The sequence below is a fragment of the Paenalcaligenes sp. GW821-LYS-B07-1 genome (assembly GCF_058803365.1).
In genome coordinates this window covers 3,322,676-3,346,071 of record NZ_CM179516.1, presented here as the reverse complement: position 1 = coordinate 3,346,071, position 23,396 = coordinate 3,322,676, and the positions used below count along the sequence as shown (strand labels likewise).

Below are 23,396 nucleotides of genomic sequence, written 5' to 3'. Positions count from 1 at the left end.
CTTATGCAGAAACTTTGTTATCACTCTGTGGCTTTCACAGAACGATAACCTTGATACAGGATTATTCATGACCCACACATCGCAATCTTTGGCTCTCGCGCCTGCCACCCAGTTGGCTGCTGCCGTATCCAATCCCGGCGCGTTGGGTACGTTAGAGGCCTATATTTCCGCTGTGAATGCTCAGCCTGTGCTGACTCAAGAAGAGGAAGTGGCCCTCGGCCAGCGTCTACAAAAAGAAAGTGATCTTGACGCTGCTCGTCAATTGATCATGTCCCATTTACGTCTGGTGGTGTCTATTTCACGCCAGTACCTAGGTTATGGCCTGCCGCAGGCTGACCTGATCCAAGAAGGCAATATTGGCCTGATGAAAGCAGTAAAACGGTTTGACCCAGACCGTGGTGTGCGTCTGGTTTCGTTTGCTGTGCATTGGATCAAAGCTGAAATCCACGAGTATGTGGTGCGCAATTGGCGCTTGGTAAAAATCGCCACTACCAAGGCGCAACGCAAACTGTTTTTTAACCTGCGTCGTATGCGCCCAGAAGATGGGCAAACGCTGAATCCTGCGGAAATTGATGATATCGCACGTGAATTGAATGTGCGTCCGCAAGATGTGAGCGAGATGGAAATACGCCTGACAGGTGGCGAATTGGCATTGGAGTCCTCTATGGATGACGATGACGAGGGTTTTGCACCTATTAGCTATTTGTCAGATGAAGGTGCGTTTGAACCTACCCAAGTATTGGCAGAGCGTGCCGCTCAGTCGTTGCAAGGCGAAGGCTTGGAAAGCGCGTTAGAAAAACTAGACCCACGTTCTCGTCGCATTATTGAGGCTCGTTGGTTGCAAGACGACCAATCTTCTACGCTACATGAGTTGGCTGCCGAGTTTGGTGTATCAGCAGAACGTATTCGTCAGATTGAAGTAGCAGCGATGAAAAAAATGCGCACCTACCTGCAGGTGGCAGCGTAACAATCATTTACATAAAAAATTCGTCAGAGAGAGAACTAATAGGAAGAACAGTCATCAAAGTAGTATCTGCAGCGTTATTCATATCCCTGTGTGGCGCTGCGTGCATCTACTTCGGCTTCTCCTCTTCCCCCTCTCTGATAGAAGTAGATGCTTTAAGGACACCTGCCCAGGTGTCCTTTTTTTATGTGCGTTAAGTAGGGTTAGACTTCAGTAGCAACCATAAATCGTGCTGTATATCTTCAGCGCTGGCGTCTCCGCGCATTAAAACCCTAGTCTTGCCTTCCTGATCGATGAGATAAAACGACGAGGAATGGTCCATGGTGTATTGCCCCACCTGTGGTGAGGGGACTTTCACGTAAAAGGCTTTAAAGGATTGCGCCGTCTTGCGTACTTGATCAGGTGTGCCAGTGAGACCGATGAAGGTAGGATCAAAAGCTTCTACATACGCTTTCATGACCTCTGGGGTGTCACGGTCAGGGTCGACGGTAATCAGCAGTACTTGCACGTCCTTGGCATCATCGCCCAACATTTCTACAGCACTGGCTAATTGCACCATGGCGGTAGGGCATATGTCTGGGCATTGCGTAAAGCCGAAGAACACCACGACTACTTTCCCTTTGAAGTCTTTCAGGGTGCGTGTTTCACCGTTACCATCTATTAACTCTAACGTATGACCTATGTTGGCGGTGGATATGTCATTGCCAGTAAAGGGCAGTGGCTCAGGTTCTGGTGAGCACGCAGCAAGTCCTGCGCTGAGTAACAGTACAGACAATAGACGGGGTAGGGACGCAAAGTAGGGTGGCATGATAGGCAGGGAAGCGGATCAGTATTAAGGTAGTGTACCGTGTCTGTACTGCTATACATTCGAGGATGGATGGCGGACTCGTGCCTAATGTAAAAAACTGCATAGCGTAGTGCAGCGACGAGAGTGCATGCACTACAATTCTTACATGAAAATTCAAATTTCTTCTTCATTGCACAAGCCCATGCGGCAGCGTTTCAAGCTATTGCTGGCTCAGGCACAAGAGTTGCCTCCGGTAGGTAGTCGTCCACTGACCTTTTGTGGCCGTGTTTGTGGTTGGGTTTTAAAAGAAGCTATCCCTGAACTATTAACCATAGAAGGGGTAAGTTGCGACGGTGATGCCGTACACATAGGTGAAATGCGACTACCCACAGTGCAAGCCAATCGACTACTGGAACGCATTGCCAATAAATTGAACGAAGCAGGTTTTGTGAAAGCCTGGCGTGGTGAACTGTTGGATGTGTTTGCAGAAGGGCGCTGCTTAGGTGCTATAGAGCGCGGTGCAGTGCGCCCATTAGGTGTACTGACCCAAGCCGTGCATTTAAATGCATGGACGCCAGAAGGCCGCTTGTGGGTACAGAAACGTGCTGCGCACAAATCCACCAATCCCGATATGTGGGACACCTTGGTAGGTGGTTTGGTGAGTGCGCAAGAAGACCTAGACGTATCGTTGCTGCGTGAAAGTGAAGAAGAAGCGGGTTTATACGCCAAAGACTTACATGCACTAGAGCCTATGCGCTTGATCACACGCATGCATCGCCGTTTGCCTGAAGGCTATCAGGTGGAAAATGCATGGGTGAACGATTGTGTATTGGATCACGATGTACAACCGAAAAATCAAGATGGCGAAGTCAGCGAGATACGCCATATCAGCGTAGAAGAGTACTGGGAAATGTCGGTGGCGGGTGAGTTTACGTTGGAGGCAGAGCTGGTGAGTTTAGACAGTATCTGTCACCGTGCCTCAATACCGGATACCATAGCGTAGTAGTCATTAATAACGGCCTGCAAAAAGGGGTAAAGCCATGCGTAATCCTTTTGATATACCCGGAATGATGGGAAGTGGTATGAATGCGGATTCTGCTCAGAATCCATTGTTTGCGTCACTAGACATGATGCGCACTGCTTGGGAGTCTATGGGGGGAGGTGCTGGCTTTGGCAGTTTTGCCGATGCGTCTGCCGCCATGCTGTCACCTGAAGAGCTGGAAAAGCGTCTACGCGATCTACGCGCTGTAGAAAATTGGCTGAAATTGAATCTGTCCATGTTAGAAGGCACGATTCAAGGCTTGGAAATCCAGAAAGCCACATTACGCACTGTACAAAATTTTGCTCAGCAAGCCACACAAATGGCGGGTGAGCGTATGGCCAGTGGTACGGACGAAGGTCTGAAAAAAGCAGCCGAGCAAGGCATGCAAGATGCTGGTCAAGCGGTATGGGATTTGCTGCAAAAGCAGTTCAATGCTGTAGCATCGGCCACTGCAGCATCCATGCAAAGTGCACAGAATATGGTGGATGGCATGGCTGGCGTAGTACAGCCAGTGTCTGGCGACTCCACGATGCGCCGAGCTGCTAAACCTACCAGTACCGCACGTCCGGCTACGGCTAAGAAAGCTGCCAAGAAGGCAGTAAAGAAAGTCGTGAAGAAGGCCGCTACAGCACCTGCTAGTGGTACCACGGCGAGTAAAAGTGCACGCAAAAGTAGCAAGTAATAACTAGGTTGAGGAATACAGGAATATGATGCTGAATGTAGTAATACTGGCAGCGGGTATGGGCAAACGCATGCAGTCTGCATTGCCTAAGGTATTGCACCCCATCGCGGGTAAACCTATGTTGATGCATGTCGTGGAAGCGGCGCGTCAACTGGAACCTAGCCGTATTGTGGTAGTCGCTGGTCATGGTGCCGAGCAGTTGCAGCAGTATTTAGCAGGCCAAACCGACATACACGTGGTGTTACAACAGCCCCAGCAGGGCACCGGTCATGCGGTCATGCAGGCAGAGCCTGTACTGCTGGGTGAGCATCCTGATGACACAACCTTAGTGCTGTATGGCGATGTGCCGTTGGTGCAGAGCGATACCTTGAAAGCACTGCTAGAAGCTCGTCAGAATGGTTTGGCCATTCTGACTGAGTTTCTGGAAGATCCTACTGGTTATGGCCGTATTGTTCGTAACGAACAAGGCACCATTAGTCGTATTGTGGAACACAAAGACGCCTCAGAAACTGAGCACCAAATTCGTGAGGTAAACACCGGCATTATGGCTGCGCCTACTGTGCGTCTGCGCGATTGGTTATCACGCATTGATAACAAGAATGCACAGGGTGAGTACTACCTGACCGACGTTGTAGGTTTGGCTGTGGCTGATGGCGTGACAGTGAATGCGGCACACCCGTCTTTTCCTTGGGAAACCTTAGGGGTAAACAGCCGTGTGCAACAGGCTCAGCTAGAGCGTGCATGGCAGGCAGAACAAGCTCGTCGCTTGCTTGAGCAAGGCGTGAGCATTATGGACCCTTCCCGTTTTGATGTACGCGGCAGCTTGCAGTGTGGTCGTGATGTCTATATTGATGTGGGTTGCGTGTTTGAAGGCGCGGTAGTGTTGGGCGATGGCGTACGCGTAGGCCCGCATTGTGTGCTGAAGAACGTAGAGCTAGGAGCAGGTACAGTCGTACATGCCTTTAGCCATTTGGATCAAAGCCGTGCGGCGGAGCAAACCAGTATTGGCCCTTATGCGCGTTTGCGTCCAGGTGCTGTGCTGGAACGAGGTGCTGCGGTGGGCAACTTCGTAGAAGTGAAAAACAGCACCTTGGGTGCTGAGACCAAAGCTAGTCATTTGTCCTATCTAGGCGATGCGCAGATAGGCGAACGTGTCAATATTGGTGCCGGTACCATCACATGCAACTACGATGGCGTGAACAAGTACCGCACCATCATTGAAGATGATGCGTTTATTGGTTCAGACACACAGTTAATTGCTCCTGTACGAGTAGGCCGAGGGGCTACTGTGGGGGCAGGTACAACCTTAACGCGTGATGCACCAGAAGAAGAACTTACCCTCTCACGTACGCCGCAAACTACCATTAGCAACTGGAAAAGGCCGGTCAAAAAATAACTAGCGTGCCAAGCGAAAAATACTCTCCTCTTGAAGACGAGGTCATTAGCCCTGCAAGCTGTGAAGGGCCTGATGGCTTGCCATTACGTGAGCGCATTCCTGCGGTTATCACGTTGCTGTTGGCGATTGCGATTTCGGTGTTGGACGCAGCCATGTCCAACGTGGCGTTACCGGTTATTGCCGAAGAGCTACACATCAATGCGTCCAGAGTGGTGTGGATTCCTATCGCGTACAGCCTCACTATTGTGATGACGCTACTGCCGCTGTCGGCGGTAGCGGAACGTATAGGGTTGCGGCGGTTATTTGTCGCTGGCACGGTTATTTTCTTGGTGGCATCGTGTAGCGCAGCGTTCTCGCAGTCCTTTGCCATGTTGCTGATGTCGCGCATTATGCAAGGTGTGGGCGCCTCGATGTTGATGTGTCTATTTGGCAGTTTAGTGCGGATGATTTATCCGCTGGAAAAACTGGCAGTGGGCATTAGTTTGAACGTGGTGGTGGTGTCTACCGCAGCCGTGTTGGCACCGTCTATTGGTGCCTTTGTGCTAGATGTAGCGTCATGGCGGTGGATATTTTTTATCACTGTACCGATTTGTGCGCTGACCTGGTTAGGGGTGCGATACCTCCCTGAAAGCCCACGGGTATCCCGTGAATTTGATTGGTTGGCGTGCTTGCTGAGCGCAGCAGTATTTGGTTTGGCAATTTTGGGTTTAGATTTACTTACATCGCATCCTATATGGTCGTTGGGTTGCTTGATCGTTGCTGCCTTTAGCGCGCGCATATTGTTAGCCCGTTCCTTGCAGCAAGAAGCACCCGTAGTGCCCGTCGATATTCTGCGCATCACCTCGGTAGGTTATGCCGTTTTGGCGTCGTTGTTTGCCTTCGCCACACAAATGTCCGCGATGGTGAGCTTGCCGTTCTATTTTGTGCAGGTGATTGAAGCCAGCTATGCCGACATAGGTTTGTACATGGGCATGTGGCCTTTAGGCGTAGTGGTCATGGCGCCATTGTCGGCCTACTTGTCAGGGCGCTTCCCGGTGGCTGTGTTGTGTATGGTGGGGATGATTGTGACGGCCATAGGTTTGTCCAGCTTGCTGTGGTGGGGCGCAGGTGCCGCCGACTGGCAAATCATGATGTCCATGATGTTATGTGGTGTAGGTTTCGGGTTCTTCCAAACACCCAATAATAAAGCGATGCTGGCAGGGGTACCGAGACGCCGCAGTGGCGTGGCTGGTGGTCTTCAGGCGACTACTCGTGTGTTTGGCCAAAGTTTTGGTACGGCGTTGGTGGCGTTGGTGTTTGGTGCTAGCCCAGAACAAGGTGCCGTATGGGGTATAGGGGCCGCAGTGGTGTGTGCTCTTGTGGCGTTGGGAATTAATATCGTACGCCAGCGCAACCCGGAAACAGATCCAGATTTTTTATAGTAGAACATACCCATGCAGATTTTGATGGTAAACCTTGAGCGGGGATGGCGCGGCGGGGAGCGCCAGACGTTGTTGACCGCTACAGAGTTACAACAGCGTGGTTATCACGTGACCGTATTGGCCAGGAAAGGCGAAGCCCTATTCAAACGCGCTGCACAAGCAGGCTTACGAGTGAAGGGGGTAAGCGGGAACGGCGGTTTGTTTTTCTTCTTGCTGTGTCACCGTAAAGCCTTTGATGTGGTGCATGTACAGACCGCTGGAGCCTTAACAGTCGTGGCAGCCATGAAATCGTGGTTGCAAGCCCGTCTTGTCTATACCCGTCGCACCAGCTTTGATGTCAAAGCGGCCAAAGCAGCACGCACCTTGGCAAAGTGGAGGCGTGTGGATAAGTTTGTGGCGATTAGCCACGCGGCTGCACAAGCACCTGTCTCAATGGGGCTAGAGGTGAGCATCATCCCTAGTGCGGTAGAGTTTGTGCCTCCCGACCCAGACCAGATTATTGCGTTCTCAGAAGAACAGCATCTGGCAGGCAAATTTGTGATTGCTACCTGTGCGGCTTTCACTGCAGAAAAAGACCCGCTAACCACTATACGTGCCGTGCATGCATTGTGGCAGCAGCGGCAAGACTTTGTGTTTCTGCATTTTGGTGCGGGTGGTAGTGAACTCGCTGCCGCTCAACAGCTAATACAAGAGCTGGGCTTGGAGCAGGTTTATAACATCGTAGGCTTTAGGCGTGACATAGAAAACATGTATAGGTTGATGCATGTTTTCGTCTTGACCTCTAAGCAAGAGGCCTTAGGTTCTAGCATTTTGGATGCGTTCTTATATGAAGCAGCCGTTGTGGCAACACGAGCTGGTGGTATTCCCGAGTTGCTAGACGCTGGGCGCGGTATCTTGTGTGATGTAGGCGATGCCGAGGCGATCGCTACAGCCTGCGATCAGCTATTGGAAGACGAATCACTGTGTAGAGATATGGTGGCTAAGGCGGAAGCGTGGGTAGTAGAACAACACGCTATTCCGCTGATGGTTGACCGTTATTGTGATTTGTATGACCATGAGCGCCAATCATAGCGGTAGCGTTTTGGGCAGCATACGCTACCTTGTATAAGATCCTTCATACCAAGAGAATATATGGCAACCACAGAGCCACAAACCATAGTGGTTTTTGCCCGTAATCGTCCATTTTTTGGCGCTCAGGTCACTATGTTTGCCACATTGTGGCGATTAAAGCAGTTGTATCCCAGCGCTACATTGAAAATTGTAGTGCGTGCAGGGGCTTTTGCTTTCTTGAAGCAGCTACCGTGGGTAGATCAAGTCATACAAGCAGACTCATTCAGGGATGAGCTTGCCGCCATTGATTCGTCCTGTAGTCTGATGGTGTCTCTGCACACCACGAGCTTGAAACATTGTTTATTAGCATTGCTACGCAGACCGGCTAAACGGTTAAGTTATAGTGGCCGATTTGGCTTAGATTGGGTGTGGACGCAGCGCTGCAAACAAGATTTTAGTGTGTACCGTACTGAGGGACATTTGGCACTTGTAGACCTTCTGCAGCCTGCAGATGCTTACGCGGTATCTTGCGCCTGTCTGGAGTCATTAGCCAATGCGGAGCTGCGAACAACATTGATGTCACAGCGGCGCTTGACCATCATGCCAGGCGCTGGCGAAGGCGAGTTTAAAAAATGGGGCATTGAGCGGTTCTTAGCGGCGGCAGAGTCCTGTCTACAGCGAGGTCTAGTCGATAAAGTATGTTTTGTGCTGGGGCCTGATGAACATAAAGAGCGCGAGCGTCTAGCGCATTGGCACTTAGCAGATAAAGCTGAGATTTGGGATAAACCGCCACTGCCGGATTTATGCGCGTTAGTGCAAGCATCGGCATTGGTGCTTACGAATGACTGTGGGCCTTCACATATTGCGCAGGGCTGTAAGGTACCTGTAGTAGCGGTTTTTGACGAAACTAAGCCAGAGTGGTTTTGGGATAGGCCGAATGCCGTGTGTATAGTGCCCGAGTCAGGTCAGCCCATAAATACCGTTCCTTTAGAAACAGTTGTGAACGCCTGTTGCAGCCTGTTGGCAAAGTGATGCAAGTGCGGTACGGTTATTTGATGATGTGACTTAAAAAAAGATACACAACAGGCTTCAGGAAAATTAAAATTTCCAGATTATCTTACACCTTAGGTGGGCAAGTATTATGTGTGGAATTGTAGGTGCAGTAGCACAACGAAATGTTATCCCGGTATTGCTAGAAGGCTTGAAGCGCCTAGAGTACCGAGGCTATGACTCGTGCGGCATCGCTGTTTTTCATGGCGATGAATTGCAACGCGTGCGTAGCACTGAACGGGTGGCAGTGTTGGCGGAACAAGTACAGTCTCTGCAGCTAGAGGCAGTGACCGGTATTGCACACACACGTTGGGCTACACACGGCGCACCAGCTACACATAATGCACACCCCCACTTCTCGGGCCACACCGGTCAAACCCGTATTGCCTTGGTGCACAACGGTATTATCGAGAACCACGAAGCGCTGCGTGAACGACTGACCAAAGCTGGTTATGTGTTCGAGAGCCAAACCGATACTGAAGTGGTTGCCCACTTAATTGACTCACTGTACCAAGGTGATGTGCTGCAAGCAGTTAAAGCGGCCTGCGTACAGTTGCATGGCGCTTATGCGTTGGCTGTGATCGCTAAAGACGAGCCACACCGTTTGATCGGTGCACGTAATGGTTCGCCATTGGTAGCCGGTTTGGGCGAAGGCGAGAACTTTTTGGCGTCAGATGCGCTGGCATTGGCCGGTGAAACTAGCCAGATTATCTATCTGGAAGATGGCGATGTAGTGGATCTGCATTTGGATAGCGTACAAGTTTACGATGTGCAGGGTGTGCCTTGTGAACGCGAAGTACACACGGTACATCTGCATGCTGGTGAGGCCGATTTGGGCCCGTACCGCCATTACATGCAAAAAGAAATTTTTGAGCAGCCACGCGCAGTAGGCGACACATTACAAGGCGTGGAAACCGTGAGCCCAGCATTGTTTGGTGAGGGCGCTAAAGAGATTTTCCAGAACATTGATCAAGTATTGATCTTGGCATGTGGCACTAGCTTCTACGCTGGTTTGACAGCTAAATACTGGATAGAGTCCTTAGCTAAAGTGCCTGTGAGCGTAGAGATTGCTAGTGAATACCGCTACCGTGACAGCGTACCTAATCCACGTACCCTAGTACTAACCATTTCCCAGTCTGGTGAAACAGCCGACACTTTGGCGGCATTAAAGCATGCCCGCAAGCTGGGTATGGAAAACACGCTGACTATCTGTAATGTGGCTTCTAGTGCGATGGTACGTGAAAGCAAACTGGCTTACATCACCCGTGCGGGCGTGGAAGTGGGTGTAGCATCCACTAAAGCCTTCACTACACAGCTAACGGCCTTGTTCTTGTTGGCAATGGTAGTGGCGCAAGTGAAAGGCCAGCTGTCTGCAGAGCAAGAAGCTGATCTATTGCGTAAATTGCGTCATATGCCCGTGGCCATCTCTGCTGTGTTGGCATTAGAGCCCCAAGTGATTGCCTGGGCAAGCCGCTTTGCGAACAAAGAGCACGCTTTGTTCTTGGGCCGTGGTATGCATTACCCCATCGCCTTGGAAGGTGCGCTGAAGCTTAAAGAAATTAGCTACATCCACGCCGAAGGTTACCCCGCTGGCGAATTGAAACACGGCCCATTGGCTCTGGTCACGCAAGCCATGCCAGTGATCACCATTGCACCGCATGACGCGTTGTTGGAAAAACTGAAATCCAACATGCAAGAAGTGCACGCACGAGGCGGTGAGTTGTACGTGTTTGCCGATGCTAATACTCAGATCAACAGCAGCGACACCATCCATGTGATCCACATGCCTGAGCACTACGGGTTGTTGTCACCGGTATTGCACGCCGTGACACTACAGTTGTTGGCGTATCACGTAGCATGTGCGCGTGGTACTGACGTGGATAAACCGCGTAATTTGGCGAAGAGTGTGACGGTAGAGTAATTCTCCTTACCCGCTACAAAGGCGTATTGGTGTGTTTGTGGTGATGTAGGTCTTAAAAATCCCAGCGATGCTGAAAAGCACACTGGGATTTTTGTTTGGTAGCGTGTTTTTGTATCTATGATCAGGAAGAGCCTGAAAATAGGGAGTGAATGACTGTGTATTACGGTGTTATAGCGTTATATGCGGACACATAAGCTTGCGTTGTTTGTTCTGACCACCCACCGCCCAGTGCTTTATACAGATTGATGACGGTGTGGAAACGTAGCAAGCGGGTTTGAATCAATGTCTGTTGGGCACTGTAGAGAGTCCGCTGTGCATCTAACAGGCTTAGGCTGTTATCCCACCCTTCTAGATAGCGTTGCTCAGCGAAAACATACGCTTTTTGGCTGGCAATAACGCGTTGTTCTTCCGCCTGTACTTGTAGGTCCAACGTGTGTTTACCCGCTAAATTGTCTGCTACTTCTGTGAAAGCGGTTTGAATAACTTTCTCGTAGCGTGCAATTTCTATTTGTTTGCGTATGGTGGCTACATCCAGAGTAGCCAGTAAGGAACCTCCGCTGAAAATAGGGAGTGAGATACTAGGCATGAAACTCCACATACCTGAACCTGATTCAAATAAATTATCTAAACTGGAGCTGGCTGTACCGGCAGCTCCAGTCAGACTGATAGAAGGAAAAAAAGCGGCACGTGCAGCACCTATACGTGCATTGGCAGCACGTAACTGGTGTTCAGCCGCACGTATATCAGGACGACGGGCTAGCAAGTCAGAAGGAGTTCCTGCAGGTAGGGTCGTGGGGAGGATGGTATGAAAGAGGTGCTCAGCGTGATCTACTTGGTTTGCTAACGTTGGTGTTAAAGGTTGTCCAAGTAATAAAACAAGTGCGTTACGGTCTTGTGCGACCAACCTTGTATAGAGTGCGGTATTGGCTTCAGCAGTACGCAGCGCCATTTCAGCACGTTGCAGGTCCAGTTGATTCGCCTCTCCTATGACTAGCAGTTGATTGGTTAGATCAACGGTCTGTTGTTGGGTGGTGAGTGTTTGTGTCGTTAAGGCGAGCAGCTCTTGGTTCGCACGTAAGCTCAAATAGACATTAGCGACTTCGGCAATCAGGCTAAGCTGCGTAGCAAGATAGGTTTCGTCTAGGGCCATGTAGGTAGAAAGTGCGGCGTGGTTGAGACTACGCAATCGCCCCCATAGATCAATTTCCCACGATACTGCGCCGGTTACTTGATGGCTTCGACTAATACCGGCTTCGTTATCTACGCTCAGGTCTGCTGGGAGGCGTTGAGACGCACTGTCTGCGGTTGCATGTAATGTAGGAAACATATCTGCTCGTTGTATGCGGTATTGCGCGCGAGCAGCTTCTACGTTTAATGCAGCGGTACGTAGGTCACGATTGTTGGAGAGTGAAAGGGTAATCAGTTCTTGCAGCAGCGGATCACGGAAGAAATCACGCCATCCGATATCGCCGACGTGGATGAGGCTGGTATGTTCGGTGCTATATGCTACACCAGAAGGAAAATGAGCATCCACGGGTAGTGCTGGTCGTTCGTAGGTGGGGACCATAGAACAACCAGATAGTGCTGCTGATATGGCTAATAAAGCGATTGCACGAGGTTGCCGTAAAGGGGCTAATAGTTTGTACATTTTTCTGCACTCCTTGGGCTAAGCGCGTAAATCGCGGGAAGTGGGAAGGGGCTCGCACCGTGCTTTGCCTAAAGCTAATTTGCGTACTACGACGTAAAACACAGGCGTTAGCAGCAAACCAAATAGTGTGACGCCCAACATGCCAGAAAACACAGCGATCCCCATGGCATGCCGCATTTCGGCACCTGCCCCCGATGCAAAGACCAGCGGCACAACCCCAGCAATGAAAGCAAGTGATGTCATCAAAATAGGACGTAAGCGTAAACGTGCAGCCTCTAGTACGGCTGTTAGTGGGTCTACGCCTTGGTCTTCTTGAGTACGGGCAAACTCTACGATCAAAATTGCATTCTTAGCAGCCAGGCCGACAAGTACTACAAAACCGATTTGTGTGAAGATATTGTTATCACCATCAGCCAGCCAGACCCCTAAAATTGCAGAAAGTAAGGCCATTGGAGCAATGAGCAGCACTGCAAAAGGTAAAGACCAACTGTTATATTGCGCAGCAAGAATCAGGAAGGCTAACAGTACCGCTAGAGGAAAAATGTATAGGGCCGAGTTGCCTGCCTGTTTCTCTTGATAAACCAGATCTGTCCATTCGTAAGTCATACCTTCGGGTAACACTTCGCGAGCAATACGCTCAATCGCATCTGTAGCTTGCCCCGAGGAGTAGCCGGCAGCAGGACCACCACTAATATCAGCTGATGGGAAACCGTTGTAGTGGATCACACGGTCGGGGCCTGAACTGCGGGTAATCGTGGAAAAGGCACTTAATGGGATCATTTCACCCTTGGTATTCCGTACTTTGAGCAAAGGGATGTCATCAGCTTGCATGCGGAACGGTGCATCGGCTTGTGCCATGACCCTATAGGTGCGACCAAAGAGATTGAAGTCGTTCACGTAAAGTGAACCTAGATTAACTTGTAGGGTTTCAAAGACGTCAGTGAGTGATAGGCCTAGTGATTTGGCTTTTTCACGGTCTATGTCTACCTGTAATTGAGGTGCGTTAGTTTGAAAGCTGGCTAACATGTTGGCTAGCTCGGGTGTTTGCATAGCTTTGCCCATCATCATGCCTTGAGCTTGCTGTAAGGCCTCAAATCCTAGTCCGGCACGATCTTCTATTTGTAGTTTGAAACCGCCCATAGCACCCAAACCTGGTACAGGGGGTGGTGGAAAAATACCTGAAAATCCATCGGGTATTTGGCTGAATTTAGCCATTAGTTTGCCTGCAATAGCGTTTGCTGAGAGGGATGGGTCAGTACGCTCATCAAAGGGTTTGAGCATGGCAAACAGTAATGCCGAGTTTGGAACATTCACTGGGCCATTCACAGATAACCCAGGAAAGGCGACAACGCTTTCTACACCTGGCTCGGCGAGTGCGATTTTTGACATTTGCTTTACTACTTCCTCCGTGCGATCTAACGAAGTACCACTAGGTAGTTGAGCAATCCCTACTAGAAAGTATTTATCTTGAGCAGGCACAAAACCATTAGGAACTTGATGAAAGCCAAGCCATGTCATGCCGAGAAAACCTATATACAGCACCAGAACAATGGCGCTGCCGCGTACAGCTCGACGGACTGTACCTACATAGGAGTGTGATGCTTTATCAAAGAGATGGTTAAACCGCTTGAAGAAACCACCCAAAAGTTTGTCCATTAGGCGTGTGAGCCAATCTGCATGAACGCTTTCGTGATGCGGTTTTAATAGGATAGAGGCTAAAGCAGGAGACAGTGTCAGCGAATTAATCGCCGATAAAATGGTGGAGATGGCGATAGTGAGTGCAAACTGACGGTAAAACTCACCTTGTAGGCCAGACAAAAATGCAGAAGGAATAAAGACGGCTGCGAGTACAGAAGTAATGGCCAAAATAGGGCCGGTGACTTCATCCATAGCTTTACGAGCTGCTTTTTTAGGAGAAAGCCCAAGCGCCATATGTCGTTCTACGTTTTCTACCACCACAATGGCGTCATCCACCACAATCCCTATTGAAAGCACTAAGCCAAATAGAGATAGGGTGTTGAGCGAGAAGCCAAACATGTGCATGAGCGCAAATGTGCCCACTAAGGAAACGGGTACAGCGGCAAGGGGAATGATAGAGGCACGCCATGTCTGCAGAAATAGCACGACAACCAGTACGACTAAAGCAATAGCCTCTAACAGAGTGATGGCCACCGATTGTAATGACGCACGGACGAACACAGTGGGGTCATAGGCAATCCTATACTCTATGTCTTGTGGAAAGCCTTGTTGCAGCTCTTCCATTTTGGCACGCACAGCGTTGGACACATCAATGGCGTTAGCACCGGGGCTTTGAATAATTTGTAGGGCTGTGGCGGGTTCGCCGTCTAACAAGCTGCGTAAGGTATAGGAGTCTGCACCTAAAGAAATACGTGCGATATCACGTAAGTAGGTCACTTGTCCGTCTGCACCACTTTTCACAACGATGTCGCCAAATTGCTCTTCATTGCTCAAACGACCTAGTGTATTGACGGTCACTTGAAAAGCAGCAGAGGTGTCAGGTTGTTGGCCTACTGAACCTGCTGCTACTTGTACGTTTTGCTCACGTAAGGCGGCGACTACATCACTGGCTGTTAGCCCACGAGAGGCTGCTTTACCTGGGTCTAGCCAGATACGCATGGAGTATTCCCCATCACCCCAAACTAGTACATCGCCTATACCAGGCAAGCGTACTAGTTCATCCCGTACTTGGCGTATGGCAAAGTTGGATAAATACAGTGAGTCGTATCGCTGTTCAGGGGAAATGAGATGCACCACCATCAGTACATCAGGAGAGGTTTTTTGGGTGACTACACCAATACGTTGTACTTCTTCTGGCAGGCGGGGCAACGCACGTGATACACGGTTTTGCACTTGAATTTGTGCCATGTCAGGATCGGTGCCTTGCTTGAAGGCAATAGTCAGCACCATTTTGCCATCCGTGGCCATCTGTGAGTTCATGTACAGCATGTCCTCTACGCCATTGATGGCCTGTTCCAGTGGCGCGGCAACGGTGTTGGCGATGACCTCGGGGTTGGCGCCAGGATAACTAGCAGTGACTTGTACGGTAGGGGGCGTAACGGCCGGGTACTCGCTAAGTGGTAATTGCCAGAATGCCATAGCCCCAGCCAAAAGCATTAAGAGCGAGAGCACAATAGCGAAAATTGGCCGTGCGATGAAGAAGTGAGGAAACTTCATTGGCTATCTCCTTCCGATGCATCAGGCGAGATGTGCTGGTCAGGCTCTAGGTTTTCTGAGACTTCAGGGGTAGCAGTTTCTTCTTCTAGGGTGTGCATGGCAACCATACGAGGGGCTACGGTCATGCCTGGTCGTACTAGACCTTTAATGATGATTCTTTCACCAGAATGTAGGCCAGACTCAATAACACGCAGCCCATCAATCATCGGGCCTAGCTCAATGGACCTGTAGTGTGTTTGGTTATCGTTATCTACAACGAGTACATAATTCTTGCCCTGGTCGGTACCTACTGCTTGATCATTAATGAGAGTAGCTAAACGAGGCTCGCCTGTGGTGAGTTTGGCTCTGGCGAATAATCCAGGAACTAAATGGCCATTCGGGTTTGCGACAGAAGCACGCGCCCGTATCGTGCCTGTGCTGCGATCCAATTGATTACTGATGAAGTCCAGCTTTCCCTGATAAGGAAAGTCTTGATCGTTACTGAGCCCTACAGCTACTGGCAGTGTATAGGTCGCTGTCTCTTTATCTGGATTAGCCTGCTTGATGAGGTGTAAATATGTAGCCTCATCAATATCGAAATACACATGTATAGGGTCGAGTGAAACAATGGTGGTAAGCAGTGTGGCAGTTCCGGTAGTGCCACCACTGACCAAGTTGCCTTCGGTAATGCGTATGCGATCTACACGACCAGATATAGGGGCTGTAATGTGCGCGTAGGATAAATCTAGCCTGGCTGCAGCTACTGCTGCTTTAGAGGCATGTACCTGAGCTTGACGCGCATTGCGTTCAGACACGGCATCGTCATATGCCTTACGGGAAATTGCCCCGGTAGTGACAAGTTGCTGGGCACGATTGACGTCGGTTTGTGCTTGGTTGGCTAACACCTCATCTTTATGCAATTGGGCTGTGGCCGTGTCCAGTGCAACTTGAAATGGGCGAGGGTCAATTTGAAAAAGTGATTGACCCTTGTTAACAAGTTGACCCTCTGGGACGGTCACGCTGTCAATGGTTCCACCTACGCGTGAACGTAGCTCCACTGTGTTGAGAGCAGCCAAAGAGCCTGTAAATTCTATGGAGGGAGAAATTGTGCGAGACAGCACAGTTGCAACAGGTACCTGCGGCGCCGTGGCTGATGCGGCAGTGGTAGCGGTGGCGGCTGGCAAGTCACGGATAGCGAGTGTAATGCCTCCAGCAATTGCAATCACGCCTACCACCATGACAATTTTTAGTTTTTGATGCATGGGTATGCTCCTTTGCTTGCAGTAGGGCTTCGGCCCTTCCGAAGCGTTTCTGCATAAATATGGAGCCACGTTAGAAGTTGCAACGATTGGAAGGTCAAGCCTCAGACACTAGGGGGGAATCACGCAACTCAGACAAAAAGAGGTGATGTATTCACAGGTGTTTGACCTTCCAACCGTTGTAAGGAATAAGGTGTGAGCGTGACGTGCCGCGATAAGCACACGGGGTATTTGTGCAAACGCCATCTGTAAAGTCTGTGTTGTGGTTCTAGGAATAGAAGGCGTTCTACTGCTATCAAAAAGTTGATATCCGTGTGATGACAAAATTAACTAAGGAAAGCAGCTATGAGTATGAATATTGGAGAAGCCTCCAAGTTATCCAACGTATCAGCCAAAATGATTCGCTATTACGAGCAGATAGAGCTTATTCCCAAGGCCTCGCGTACCTACGCAGGCTATCGAGCCTATACGCAGGCAGATATACATAGGTTGCACTTTATTCGTAGGGCAAGGGATTTGGGTTTTTCTATCGCTGAGATTAGCGAGCTATTAGGGTTGTGGAATAACCATGCACGCCAGAGTGCAGATGTAAAACGGCTGGCTAAACAGCATATACAGGCGCTAGAGCAGCGTATAGAGTGCATGCAGCAGATGGTGGACTCATTAAATACACTGATTGCTTCGTGTGCAGGGGACCATAGGTCTGACTGTCCTATTTTAGATGGCTTGGAACAGCAGGAAATAGCACCTATCGCACACGGTAGTTGTACAGGAGGGATAGAGCACCGTGGTGTGTGTTGTGGTTAGTGCTTAAGGTGTCTTCGTACGACGAGGTACGTTGAATAGAACTTTTCAGAAGAGTGTCTGTCAAACATCTGTTCAACAGCACATTTTCGTTTGTTTCTACTCTTTGATCACTATGGCACACACGACAATCCATGCAGTTTTGAGATTGCTGTACCCACTGCTTGCAGTGCTGGTACTGTTGGTGTCGTCTAATGCTGTTGCACACACAGACGTGTCGGCTCCGGTGGTTTCTTCTACTCAAATAATAGAGAGCACCACGTCTACTACGCAGGTTCCTAGTACGTTGTTGTCACAATGTGGGGCACATATTTGCTGTATTAATGTCCCAGCAGAACATAACGCGGCAGGAATCATCATGTCGTATAGCTGCCCCGACTATGCTAGCTACCAGCAGGTGGCGGTGGCATACTCGTATAGCCCTGATACCCCCCCTCCACGCTAAAGACGCATAACGCATTTTTATAAAAGTCTAGTTGGAGCGGTAAGGCGTATGACGTCTTCCTCCGTGTTTATCTACCTATAGATGTTGTTTGGCTCATTGCGCATAGGTGCGCTTGTGGCCTAGTCCTGAGTGGTCGGACAGCATTTTTGCGTGCGTTATCCATGTTGATCGTGGCGGCGCAGGGGATCGCAATGTTAGAGGTTGTTGATGTTTCGTGCCGTAAGGGCGGGAAAGATCTATTTTCGCCATTGAGCTTCCATGTGAAATCAGGCCAGTGTTGGGTCATAGAGGGAAGAAATGGCAGTGGAAAAACCAGCTTGCTGCGTGTGCTTGCCACGTTGTCTCAGCCAGAAAAAGGCGAGCTGCGTTGGTACGGAAAAAAAATAGAGGAGGTAGAGCCTTCTTATAAGTATTCCATCATGTATGGGGGGCATAGCGCGGGGGTATATGGCGAACTTAGCGTGCATGAAAACGTAGATTTTCTTTTGTCTATGGACGGCATAGAGATAGAACCCAGTGAGTATGTATCAGCGTTAAAACGCTTTGGGCTTTTTTCATTACGTCAGCAGCCCGTGCAGAAGTTGTCTGCCGGCCAACAGAAACGCTGTTTTTTAGTGCGATTAGCGTTAAGCAAACGACCCTTGTGGATATTGGATGAGCAACTCACTGCCCTAGATCAGGAAGGGCAGCAGTTGTTAGGAGAGCTGGTTGCCGCCCATTTGCGGATGCAAGGTGCAGTTGTGATGACCAGTCATCAGTATTTACCGTGGGCATTTGAAACGCAGCGGTTGGTGCTAGACACATGATGAGAAAGTTTTTTTTCTCGGTGCTGAAGCGCGAGTATTACTCCTGTATACGTAAACCCAATGATTGGGTGAGTTCGGTATTTTTCTTCTTGATTGTATGCAGTTTATTTCCTATTGCCATCGGAGCGAATAGGGATCTTTTATACACGATGGCACCCGGAATTTTTTGGATCGCGTTGATCCTAGCCATCATGTTATCAGTCGCGAAAGTCTTTGAGGAAGATGCCCGGTACGGCGTATTAGACCAGATAGTGATGAGTCAAATACCACTCGCTTTTTGGGTGTTTTCTAAGGTGTTTTCACACGCGTTTATTTTGACGTTTCTCTTCCTGATCGTCATTCCATTTTTCTCTGTCTTTTTTGGGCTTTCAGTAGCTGATGCTTTGGTGTTGGCTGTCACTGTGGCATTGGGCATTCCATCGCTCTGCTTTATAGGGGCGATGGGAGCAGCTTTAATGCTGGGCTTACGTGTGGGTGGATTGATTCTTTCATTGGTGGTTTTTCCATTTTTCATTCCTATTCTGATTTTTGGCGTAGGGGCCGTGAGGGCGGTGCAAATGGGATTTTCGCCACTCGATAACTTATCTATTTTGCTCGCGTTCTTATTGGTTTTTACCTTTTTCTCACCATTTGTGATTTCGTTTTCATTAAGAATATCGATGGATTAATAATTAAATGAAATTTCTTTATGTCTATGCATCGCCTTATAAATTTTATGGTTTAGCAAGCCGATTAATACCTGTTTTGTCTGTGCTGGCTGTGTTGCTTCTACTTGCAGGCTTATATGTGGGGTTTTTCTTGGCTCCCACCGATTTTCAGCAAGGTGAAGGTTATAGGATTATTTTTCTGCATGTACCGGTATCGTGGATGTCCATGTTGGTCTATGTGGCGATGGGGTTCTGGTCTGCTATTTGTTTGATTTTTAATAGCCGTATGGCAGCGTTGCTAGCTGCAGCGCTTGCTCCCACTGGTGCCATTTTTACAGTGTTGTCGTTAGTGACAGGCGCACTGTGGGGGCAGCCTATGTGGGGTACGTGGTGGGTATGGGATGCTCGTCTGACCTCCGAGCTAATTTTGCTATTTCTCTATATAGGTTTCTTGGCGCTACGCAGTGCAATCGAAGAGCCAAAAAGAGCCGATCAAGCGGCTTCTGTCCTTGCCTTAATAGGCACCATCAATATTCCCATTATTTATTTCTCGGTGCAGTGGTGGAACACCTTGCATCAAGGGGCATCGGTATCGCTGGTGCAAGCGCCAGCTATGGCAACGGTGATGCTTACCGGCATGTTGCTGATGGTGGGGGCGGCGTGGAGCTACACAGTAGCGGTGGTTTTCAGTCGGACAAAACGACTCATTCTGGAAAGAGACGCACATGCCGCATGGGTAAAGAATCTAAGGAATAACAACAATGCATTGGTCTAGTTTTAGTGAATTTATCGCTATGGGTGGCTATGCCACGTATGTGTGGGGCTCTTTTGTCGCCTGTGTACTGCTCATCGCAATGGAAGTCCTGTTTTTAAGGATAAAAAACAAACGAATGATGAAGTTGATTACTGAGGATGGAGGTGAGCATGAGTAAACGTCAGAACAGATTGAGATGGATAGTAGGTGGGATTTCTGTTTTAGCGGTGGCTACGTTTTTAGTGTTGAATGCCTTTCAAAGTAGTTTGGTGTTCTTCTTCACGCCTACTGAAGTGAGTGAGGGGAAAAATCCCAGTAATAAGGTTTTCCGGGTAGGTGGGTTGGTTTTGGAAAACAGCATTCAGAAAAAAGAAGAGGGGAACAGATTGAATGTTGATTTTGTGGTTACCGACCGGCTGTCCCAAGTACCTATACGGTATAGCGGCATTCTTCCTGATCTTTTCCAAGAAGGTAAGGGTGTAGTGGTGCAGGGCGTGTTAGGTAGTGATGGGGTGTTCACGGCGCAAGAGGTACTGGCTAAACACGATGAAAACTATATGCCTCCAGAAGCACAGCATGCGATAGATCAAGCACAAGGCCAACGAACTGTAGTGGAGGCCCCATGATTGCAGAACTTGGCAATTTCTCCCTGATTTTGGCGTTGGTATTAGCAGCTATACAGGGAGTGGTAGTGCTGTGTGGGGCACAGCGTGGCAATCTGGCATGGATGGCGCTGGCACGACCTGCGGCGGCAGGGCAGTTCCTACTGCTTAGCATCAGTTTGTTGTGCTTGATGTGGTCATTTATTGCTCAGGACTTCTCGGTGTCCTATGTAGCCTATAACTCTAATTCACAACTGCCGGTTTTCTACAGAATTGCTGCAGTGTGGGGTGGGCATGAGGGGTCGCTGCTGCTATGGATGTTTATACAAACAGGTTGGGCATTTGCGGTAAGCCGTTTTTCTAAGTCGTTACCCGATGTGATGGTAACTAGGGTGTTAGGCATTTTGGGCTTGGTATCCGCTGGATTTTTACTCTTTATCTTGGGTACTTCCAACCCTTTTGAGCGTATTTTCCCCGTTCCCGTAGATGGCTTGGATCTAAACACCTTATTGCAGGACATTGGGCTGATCATTCACCCGCCGTTGCTGTACATGGGGTATGTGGGTTTCTCGGTAACGTTTGCCTTTGCGATTGCGGCGTTGTTAGCAGGCCGGTTAGATGCTACGTGGGCGCGGTGGTCACGGCCGTGGGCAACTATTGCGTGGTTATTTCTGACGTTAGGTATTGCGGTAGGTAGTTGGTGGGCTTATTACGAGCTAGGTTGGGGAGGATGGTGGTTTTGGGATCCAGTAGAAAACTCGTCATTTATCCCCTGGTTGGCAGGTACTGCGTTAATACACTCATTGGCAGTCACCGAGAAGCGGGGCAGTTTTAAAAATTGGACGGTGTTATTAGCAATTAGTACCTTTTCACTATCCATTTTGGGTGCATTTTTAGTGCGCTCTGGGGTGTTGACCTCTGTGCATGCGTTTGCCACAGACCCACGCCGAGGTGTGTTTATTTTGGCGTTGTTTACGGTAGTAGTGGGGAGTTCATTGCTGTTGTTTGCGTGGCGGGCGAACAAGATTAGCGGGGGAGGAAAGTTTTCTGCTGTCTCCAAAGAGTCACTGCTGTTAACGAATAACGTATTGCTCACAGTAGCGGCTGCAACCGTGTTACTGGGTACGTTATATCCGTTGTTTATTGATGCTTTGGGTTTAGGGAAAATATCAGTAGGCCCACCGTACTTTAATCGTGTCTTTGTTCCATTGATGTTGCCGGCTTTGGCCTTAATCGTGTTTGGAGTATGGGCGAACTGGAAGAAATCCAGCTTGCGTAGTCTGTTCGTGCAATTGCGCTGGCCGTTGTTGTTAAGTCTGGTGCTGGGAGCAGCATTTCCCTTGCTTTACGGTGAGTGGAGGCCTGGCGCGGCTATAGGAGCTACCTTTGCTGTATGGATTGCAGTGGGTAGTTTGTGGGAGGTGGTGCAACGCGTACGTGCGACTAAACAAGGTCTAACAGCACAGCCTTGGCATTGGTTGGGAATGCACGTCGCTCACTTAGGTGTGGCTGTGTTTGTGTTGGGTGTAACCACAGTGAGCACGTATGAAACTGAAACCGATATGGTGCTGAAGCCTGGGCAGTTGGCCTCTATAGGTGCGTATCAAGTACGCTTTTTGGGTGTACAAGCCGCGAAGGGCCCCAACTATCAGGCACAAGTGGGAACACTCGCCGTACAGTCCAATGGTCAAACCCGTTTTACCCTATATCCCGAAAAAAGAACCTACTTGTCTTCCGCGTTACCTATGACAGAAGCCGCTATTCACGCTACTGGGTTACGTCATATTTATACCGCGTTGGGGGATGAGGTCAGCGATGGTGCGTGGAGTGTGCGATTGCACTATAAGCCATTGGTGGATTTCATTTGGCTAGGCTGTATTTTGATGGCGTTAGGAGGTGGGTTAGCAATTAGCGATCGTCGATACCGCATGCGAAAAACCAACCGTAAAGAGCCGTCTGGGGAGGCACCATGAATAAATTCACTCTCCCCGTAATAGGTTTTTTTGTATTGGTGGTGTTTTTGGGTCTAGGGCTGACCTTGCGCCCTAGCGAGTTACCGTCCCCGTTAATTAATAAGCCTGCACCCCAGTTTTCGCTGCCCTTATTGCATAACCCAGAACAAAGCCTAAGTACGGTGGATATGAAAGGGCGTGTGTGGGTAGTAAACGTGTGGGCGTCGTGGTGCTACAGCTGTTTGACAGAGCATCCCTACATTAATGCGTTGGCGTCAGAGCATCAGGTGCCAGTGATAGGGTTGAACCACAAAGATGTGCCTGATGCAGCCAAAGCGTGGCTACAACGTAATGGTAATTCGTATGAGGCCTCTGTCATGGATAGAAACGGCAAAGTGAGTATCGATTTTGGGGTGTATGGCGTACCTGAAACCTTTGTGATTGATAAACAAGGACTAATACGTTTCAAGCATATTGGGCCGGTCTCTAGAGAATCGTTAGAAACCCAATTGCTACCTCTGATACGGCAACTGGAGTTGGAGTAATGATTAGAAAACTAGTGACGATTCTCCTGTTGTTTTGGGTGCAGGGCGTAGCGTTGGCGCAAACGCCTAATCATGAATCGCAGATGTTGGAGATAGCCTCAGAACTGCGATGTTTAGTTTGTCAGAATGAGTCCATTGCTGCTTCCAGAGCCGACTTGGCCGTGGACTTACGGCAGCAAATCATAGAGCTATTGCAGCAAGGGAAGACTGCAGACCAAGTGCGCAGTTACATGGTAGAGCGGTACGGTGATTTTATTTTGTACCGCACCCCCATTAAGAACTCGACGTTGGCGTTATGGTTCGGGCCTATCGCATTGTTATTTATAGGTTTATCCATTTATGTGCTGACGTTACGAAAGCGTAGACACGAGACAGAGCAACACTTGTCAGAGGCTGAGCGTCAGCAAGCAGACGCGTTATTAAATAGAAAACAAGAGGAGCACTGAA

21 protein-coding genes are annotated in these 23,396 nt (G+C 49.4%); 17 read left to right on the top strand and 4 right to left on the bottom strand.

Translation table 11 applies throughout. The features are described 5' to 3' along the window. The first annotated feature begins 67 nt into the window (after window positions 1-67). Window positions 68-967: an RNA polymerase sigma factor RpoH gene (gene rpoH / locus AC3QL0_RS16090; RefSeq protein WP_493009382.1), complete on the top strand. Its 900-nt coding sequence runs from the start codon at window positions 68-70 to the stop codon at window positions 965-967. Between the two features lie 190 nt (window positions 968-1,157). Here the strand turns inward: rpoH and AC3QL0_RS16085 are convergent, their stop codons facing one another. After that, entirely contained in the window at window positions 1,158-1,772 is a 615-nt protein-coding gene (locus tag AC3QL0_RS16085) for an SCO family protein (protein ID WP_493009381.1), read from the bottom strand. 145 nt (window positions 1,773-1,917) lie between these two features. Between AC3QL0_RS16085 and AC3QL0_RS16080 the strand changes: the two genes are divergently transcribed. The 7 genes from AC3QL0_RS16080 to glmS all read left to right on the top strand — a co-directional run bounded on the left by AC3QL0_RS16080 (window position 1,918) and on the right by glmS (window position 10,313). Next, window positions 1,918-2,754, top strand: coding sequence for an NUDIX hydrolase (locus AC3QL0_RS16080; protein ID WP_493009380.1), 837 nt, complete (start codon window positions 1,918-1,920; stop codon window positions 2,752-2,754). Window positions 2,755-2,791: 37 nt separating this feature from the next. After that, the gene (locus tag AC3QL0_RS16075; protein ID WP_493009379.1) at window positions 2,792-3,475 is read left to right on the top strand and encodes a PhaM family polyhydroxyalkanoate granule multifunctional regulatory protein; all 684 of its coding nucleotides are present in this window, start codon (window positions 2,792-2,794) and stop codon (window positions 3,473-3,475) included. Window positions 3,476-3,503: 28 nt separating this feature from the next. Continuing rightward, window positions 3,504-4,871 carry a bifunctional UDP-N-acetylglucosamine diphosphorylase/glucosamine-1-phosphate N-acetyltransferase GlmU gene (gene glmU / locus AC3QL0_RS16070; protein WP_493011014.1) on the top strand — a complete coding sequence of 456 codons (1,368 nt, stop codon included), beginning with the start codon at window positions 3,504-3,506 and terminating at the stop codon, window positions 4,869-4,871. Between the two features lie 5 nt (window positions 4,872-4,876). Next, window positions 4,877-6,292 carry an MFS transporter gene (locus tag AC3QL0_RS16065; protein WP_493009378.1) on the top strand — a complete coding sequence of 472 codons (1,416 nt, stop codon included), beginning with the start codon at window positions 4,877-4,879 and terminating at the stop codon, window positions 6,290-6,292. A 12-nt stretch (window positions 6,293-6,304) separates the two neighbouring features. Then, window positions 6,305-7,363: a glycosyltransferase family 4 protein gene (locus AC3QL0_RS16060; RefSeq protein WP_493009377.1), complete on the top strand. Its 1,059-nt coding sequence runs from the start codon at window positions 6,305-6,307 to the stop codon at window positions 7,361-7,363. A gap of 60 nt (window positions 7,364-7,423) precedes the next feature. Next, complete coding sequence (locus AC3QL0_RS16055; RefSeq protein ID WP_493009376.1) at window positions 7,424-8,374, top strand: glycosyltransferase family 9 protein; 951 nt, start codon at window positions 7,424-7,426, stop codon at window positions 8,372-8,374. Window positions 8,375-8,483: 109 nt separating this feature from the next. Continuing rightward, window positions 8,484-10,313 (top strand): glutamine--fructose-6-phosphate transaminase (isomerizing), encoded by a 1,830-nt coding sequence (glmS, locus tag AC3QL0_RS16050; RefSeq protein ID WP_493009375.1) that lies wholly within the window; start codon window positions 8,484-8,486, stop codon window positions 10,311-10,313. Window positions 10,314-10,473: 160 nt separating this feature from the next. Here glmS and AC3QL0_RS16045 read toward each other — a convergent pair whose 3' ends face one another. From AC3QL0_RS16045 to AC3QL0_RS16035, 3 genes are read right to left on the bottom strand one after another with little or no spacing between them, the layout of a single operon-like run. Continuing rightward, window positions 10,474-11,961: an efflux transporter outer membrane subunit gene (locus AC3QL0_RS16045; RefSeq protein WP_493009374.1), complete on the bottom strand. Its 1,488-nt coding sequence runs from the start codon at window positions 11,959-11,961 to the stop codon at window positions 10,474-10,476. 18 nt (window positions 11,962-11,979) lie between these two features. Further along, window positions 11,980-15,156: an efflux RND transporter permease subunit gene (locus AC3QL0_RS16040; RefSeq protein ID WP_493009373.1), complete on the bottom strand. Its 3,177-nt coding sequence runs from the start codon at window positions 15,154-15,156 to the stop codon at window positions 11,980-11,982. Beyond that, entirely contained in the window at window positions 15,153-16,397 is a 1,245-nt protein-coding gene (locus tag AC3QL0_RS16035; RefSeq protein ID WP_493009372.1) for an efflux RND transporter periplasmic adaptor subunit, read from the bottom strand. The genes AC3QL0_RS16040 and AC3QL0_RS16035 overlap by 4 nt, the downstream gene beginning before the upstream one ends. A 342-nt stretch (window positions 16,398-16,739) precedes the next feature. Here AC3QL0_RS16035 and cueR point away from each other — a divergent pair, with 342 nt between their 5' ends. The 9 genes from cueR to AC3QL0_RS15990 all read left to right on the top strand — a co-directional run bounded on the left by cueR (window position 16,740) and on the right by AC3QL0_RS15990 (window position 23,395). Further along, window positions 16,740-17,201 (top strand): Cu(I)-responsive transcriptional regulator, encoded by a 462-nt coding sequence (cueR, locus tag AC3QL0_RS16030; RefSeq protein WP_493009371.1) that lies wholly within the window; start codon window positions 16,740-16,742, stop codon window positions 17,199-17,201. A 633-nt stretch (window positions 17,202-17,834) separates the two neighbouring features. Continuing rightward, window positions 17,835-18,449 carry a cytochrome c biogenesis heme-transporting ATPase CcmA gene (ccmA, locus tag AC3QL0_RS16025; RefSeq protein ID WP_493009370.1) on the top strand — a complete coding sequence of 205 codons (615 nt, stop codon included), beginning with the start codon at window positions 17,835-17,837 and terminating at the stop codon, window positions 18,447-18,449. Next, a complete protein-coding gene (gene ccmB, locus AC3QL0_RS16020) occupies window positions 18,446-19,117 on the top strand; it encodes a heme exporter protein CcmB (protein WP_493009369.1) in 672 nt (223 codons plus the stop codon). Before ccmA ends, ccmB begins: the two co-directional genes overlap by 4 nt. Window positions 19,118-19,124: 7 nt before the next feature. Continuing rightward, the gene (gene ccmC, locus AC3QL0_RS16015; protein ID WP_493009368.1) at window positions 19,125-19,871 is read left to right on the top strand and encodes a heme ABC transporter permease CcmC; all 747 of its coding nucleotides are present in this window, start codon (window positions 19,125-19,127) and stop codon (window positions 19,869-19,871) included. Continuing rightward, entirely contained in the window at window positions 19,858-20,028 is a 171-nt protein-coding gene (gene ccmD / locus AC3QL0_RS16010) for a heme exporter protein CcmD (RefSeq protein WP_493009367.1), read from the top strand. The genes ccmC and ccmD overlap by 14 nt, the downstream gene beginning before the upstream one ends. After that, window positions 20,021-20,476: a cytochrome c maturation protein CcmE gene (gene ccmE / locus AC3QL0_RS16005; RefSeq protein WP_493009366.1), complete on the top strand. Its 456-nt coding sequence runs from the start codon at window positions 20,021-20,023 to the stop codon at window positions 20,474-20,476. The genes ccmD and ccmE overlap by 8 nt, the downstream gene beginning before the upstream one ends. Next, window positions 20,473-22,425 carry a heme lyase CcmF/NrfE family subunit gene (locus tag AC3QL0_RS16000; protein ID WP_493009365.1) on the top strand — a complete coding sequence of 651 codons (1,953 nt, stop codon included), beginning with the start codon at window positions 20,473-20,475 and terminating at the stop codon, window positions 22,423-22,425. Before ccmE ends, AC3QL0_RS16000 begins: the two co-directional genes overlap by 4 nt. Further along, window positions 22,422-22,949 (top strand): DsbE family thiol:disulfide interchange protein, encoded by a 528-nt coding sequence (locus tag AC3QL0_RS15995; protein WP_493009364.1) that lies wholly within the window; start codon window positions 22,422-22,424, stop codon window positions 22,947-22,949. Before AC3QL0_RS16000 ends, AC3QL0_RS15995 begins: the two co-directional genes overlap by 4 nt. Continuing rightward, window positions 22,949-23,395: a cytochrome c-type biogenesis protein gene (locus tag AC3QL0_RS15990; RefSeq protein ID WP_493009363.1), complete on the top strand. Its 447-nt coding sequence runs from the start codon at window positions 22,949-22,951 to the stop codon at window positions 23,393-23,395. Before AC3QL0_RS15995 ends, AC3QL0_RS15990 begins: the two co-directional genes overlap by 1 nt. The last annotated feature ends 1 nt before the right edge of the window (window position 23,396 follow it).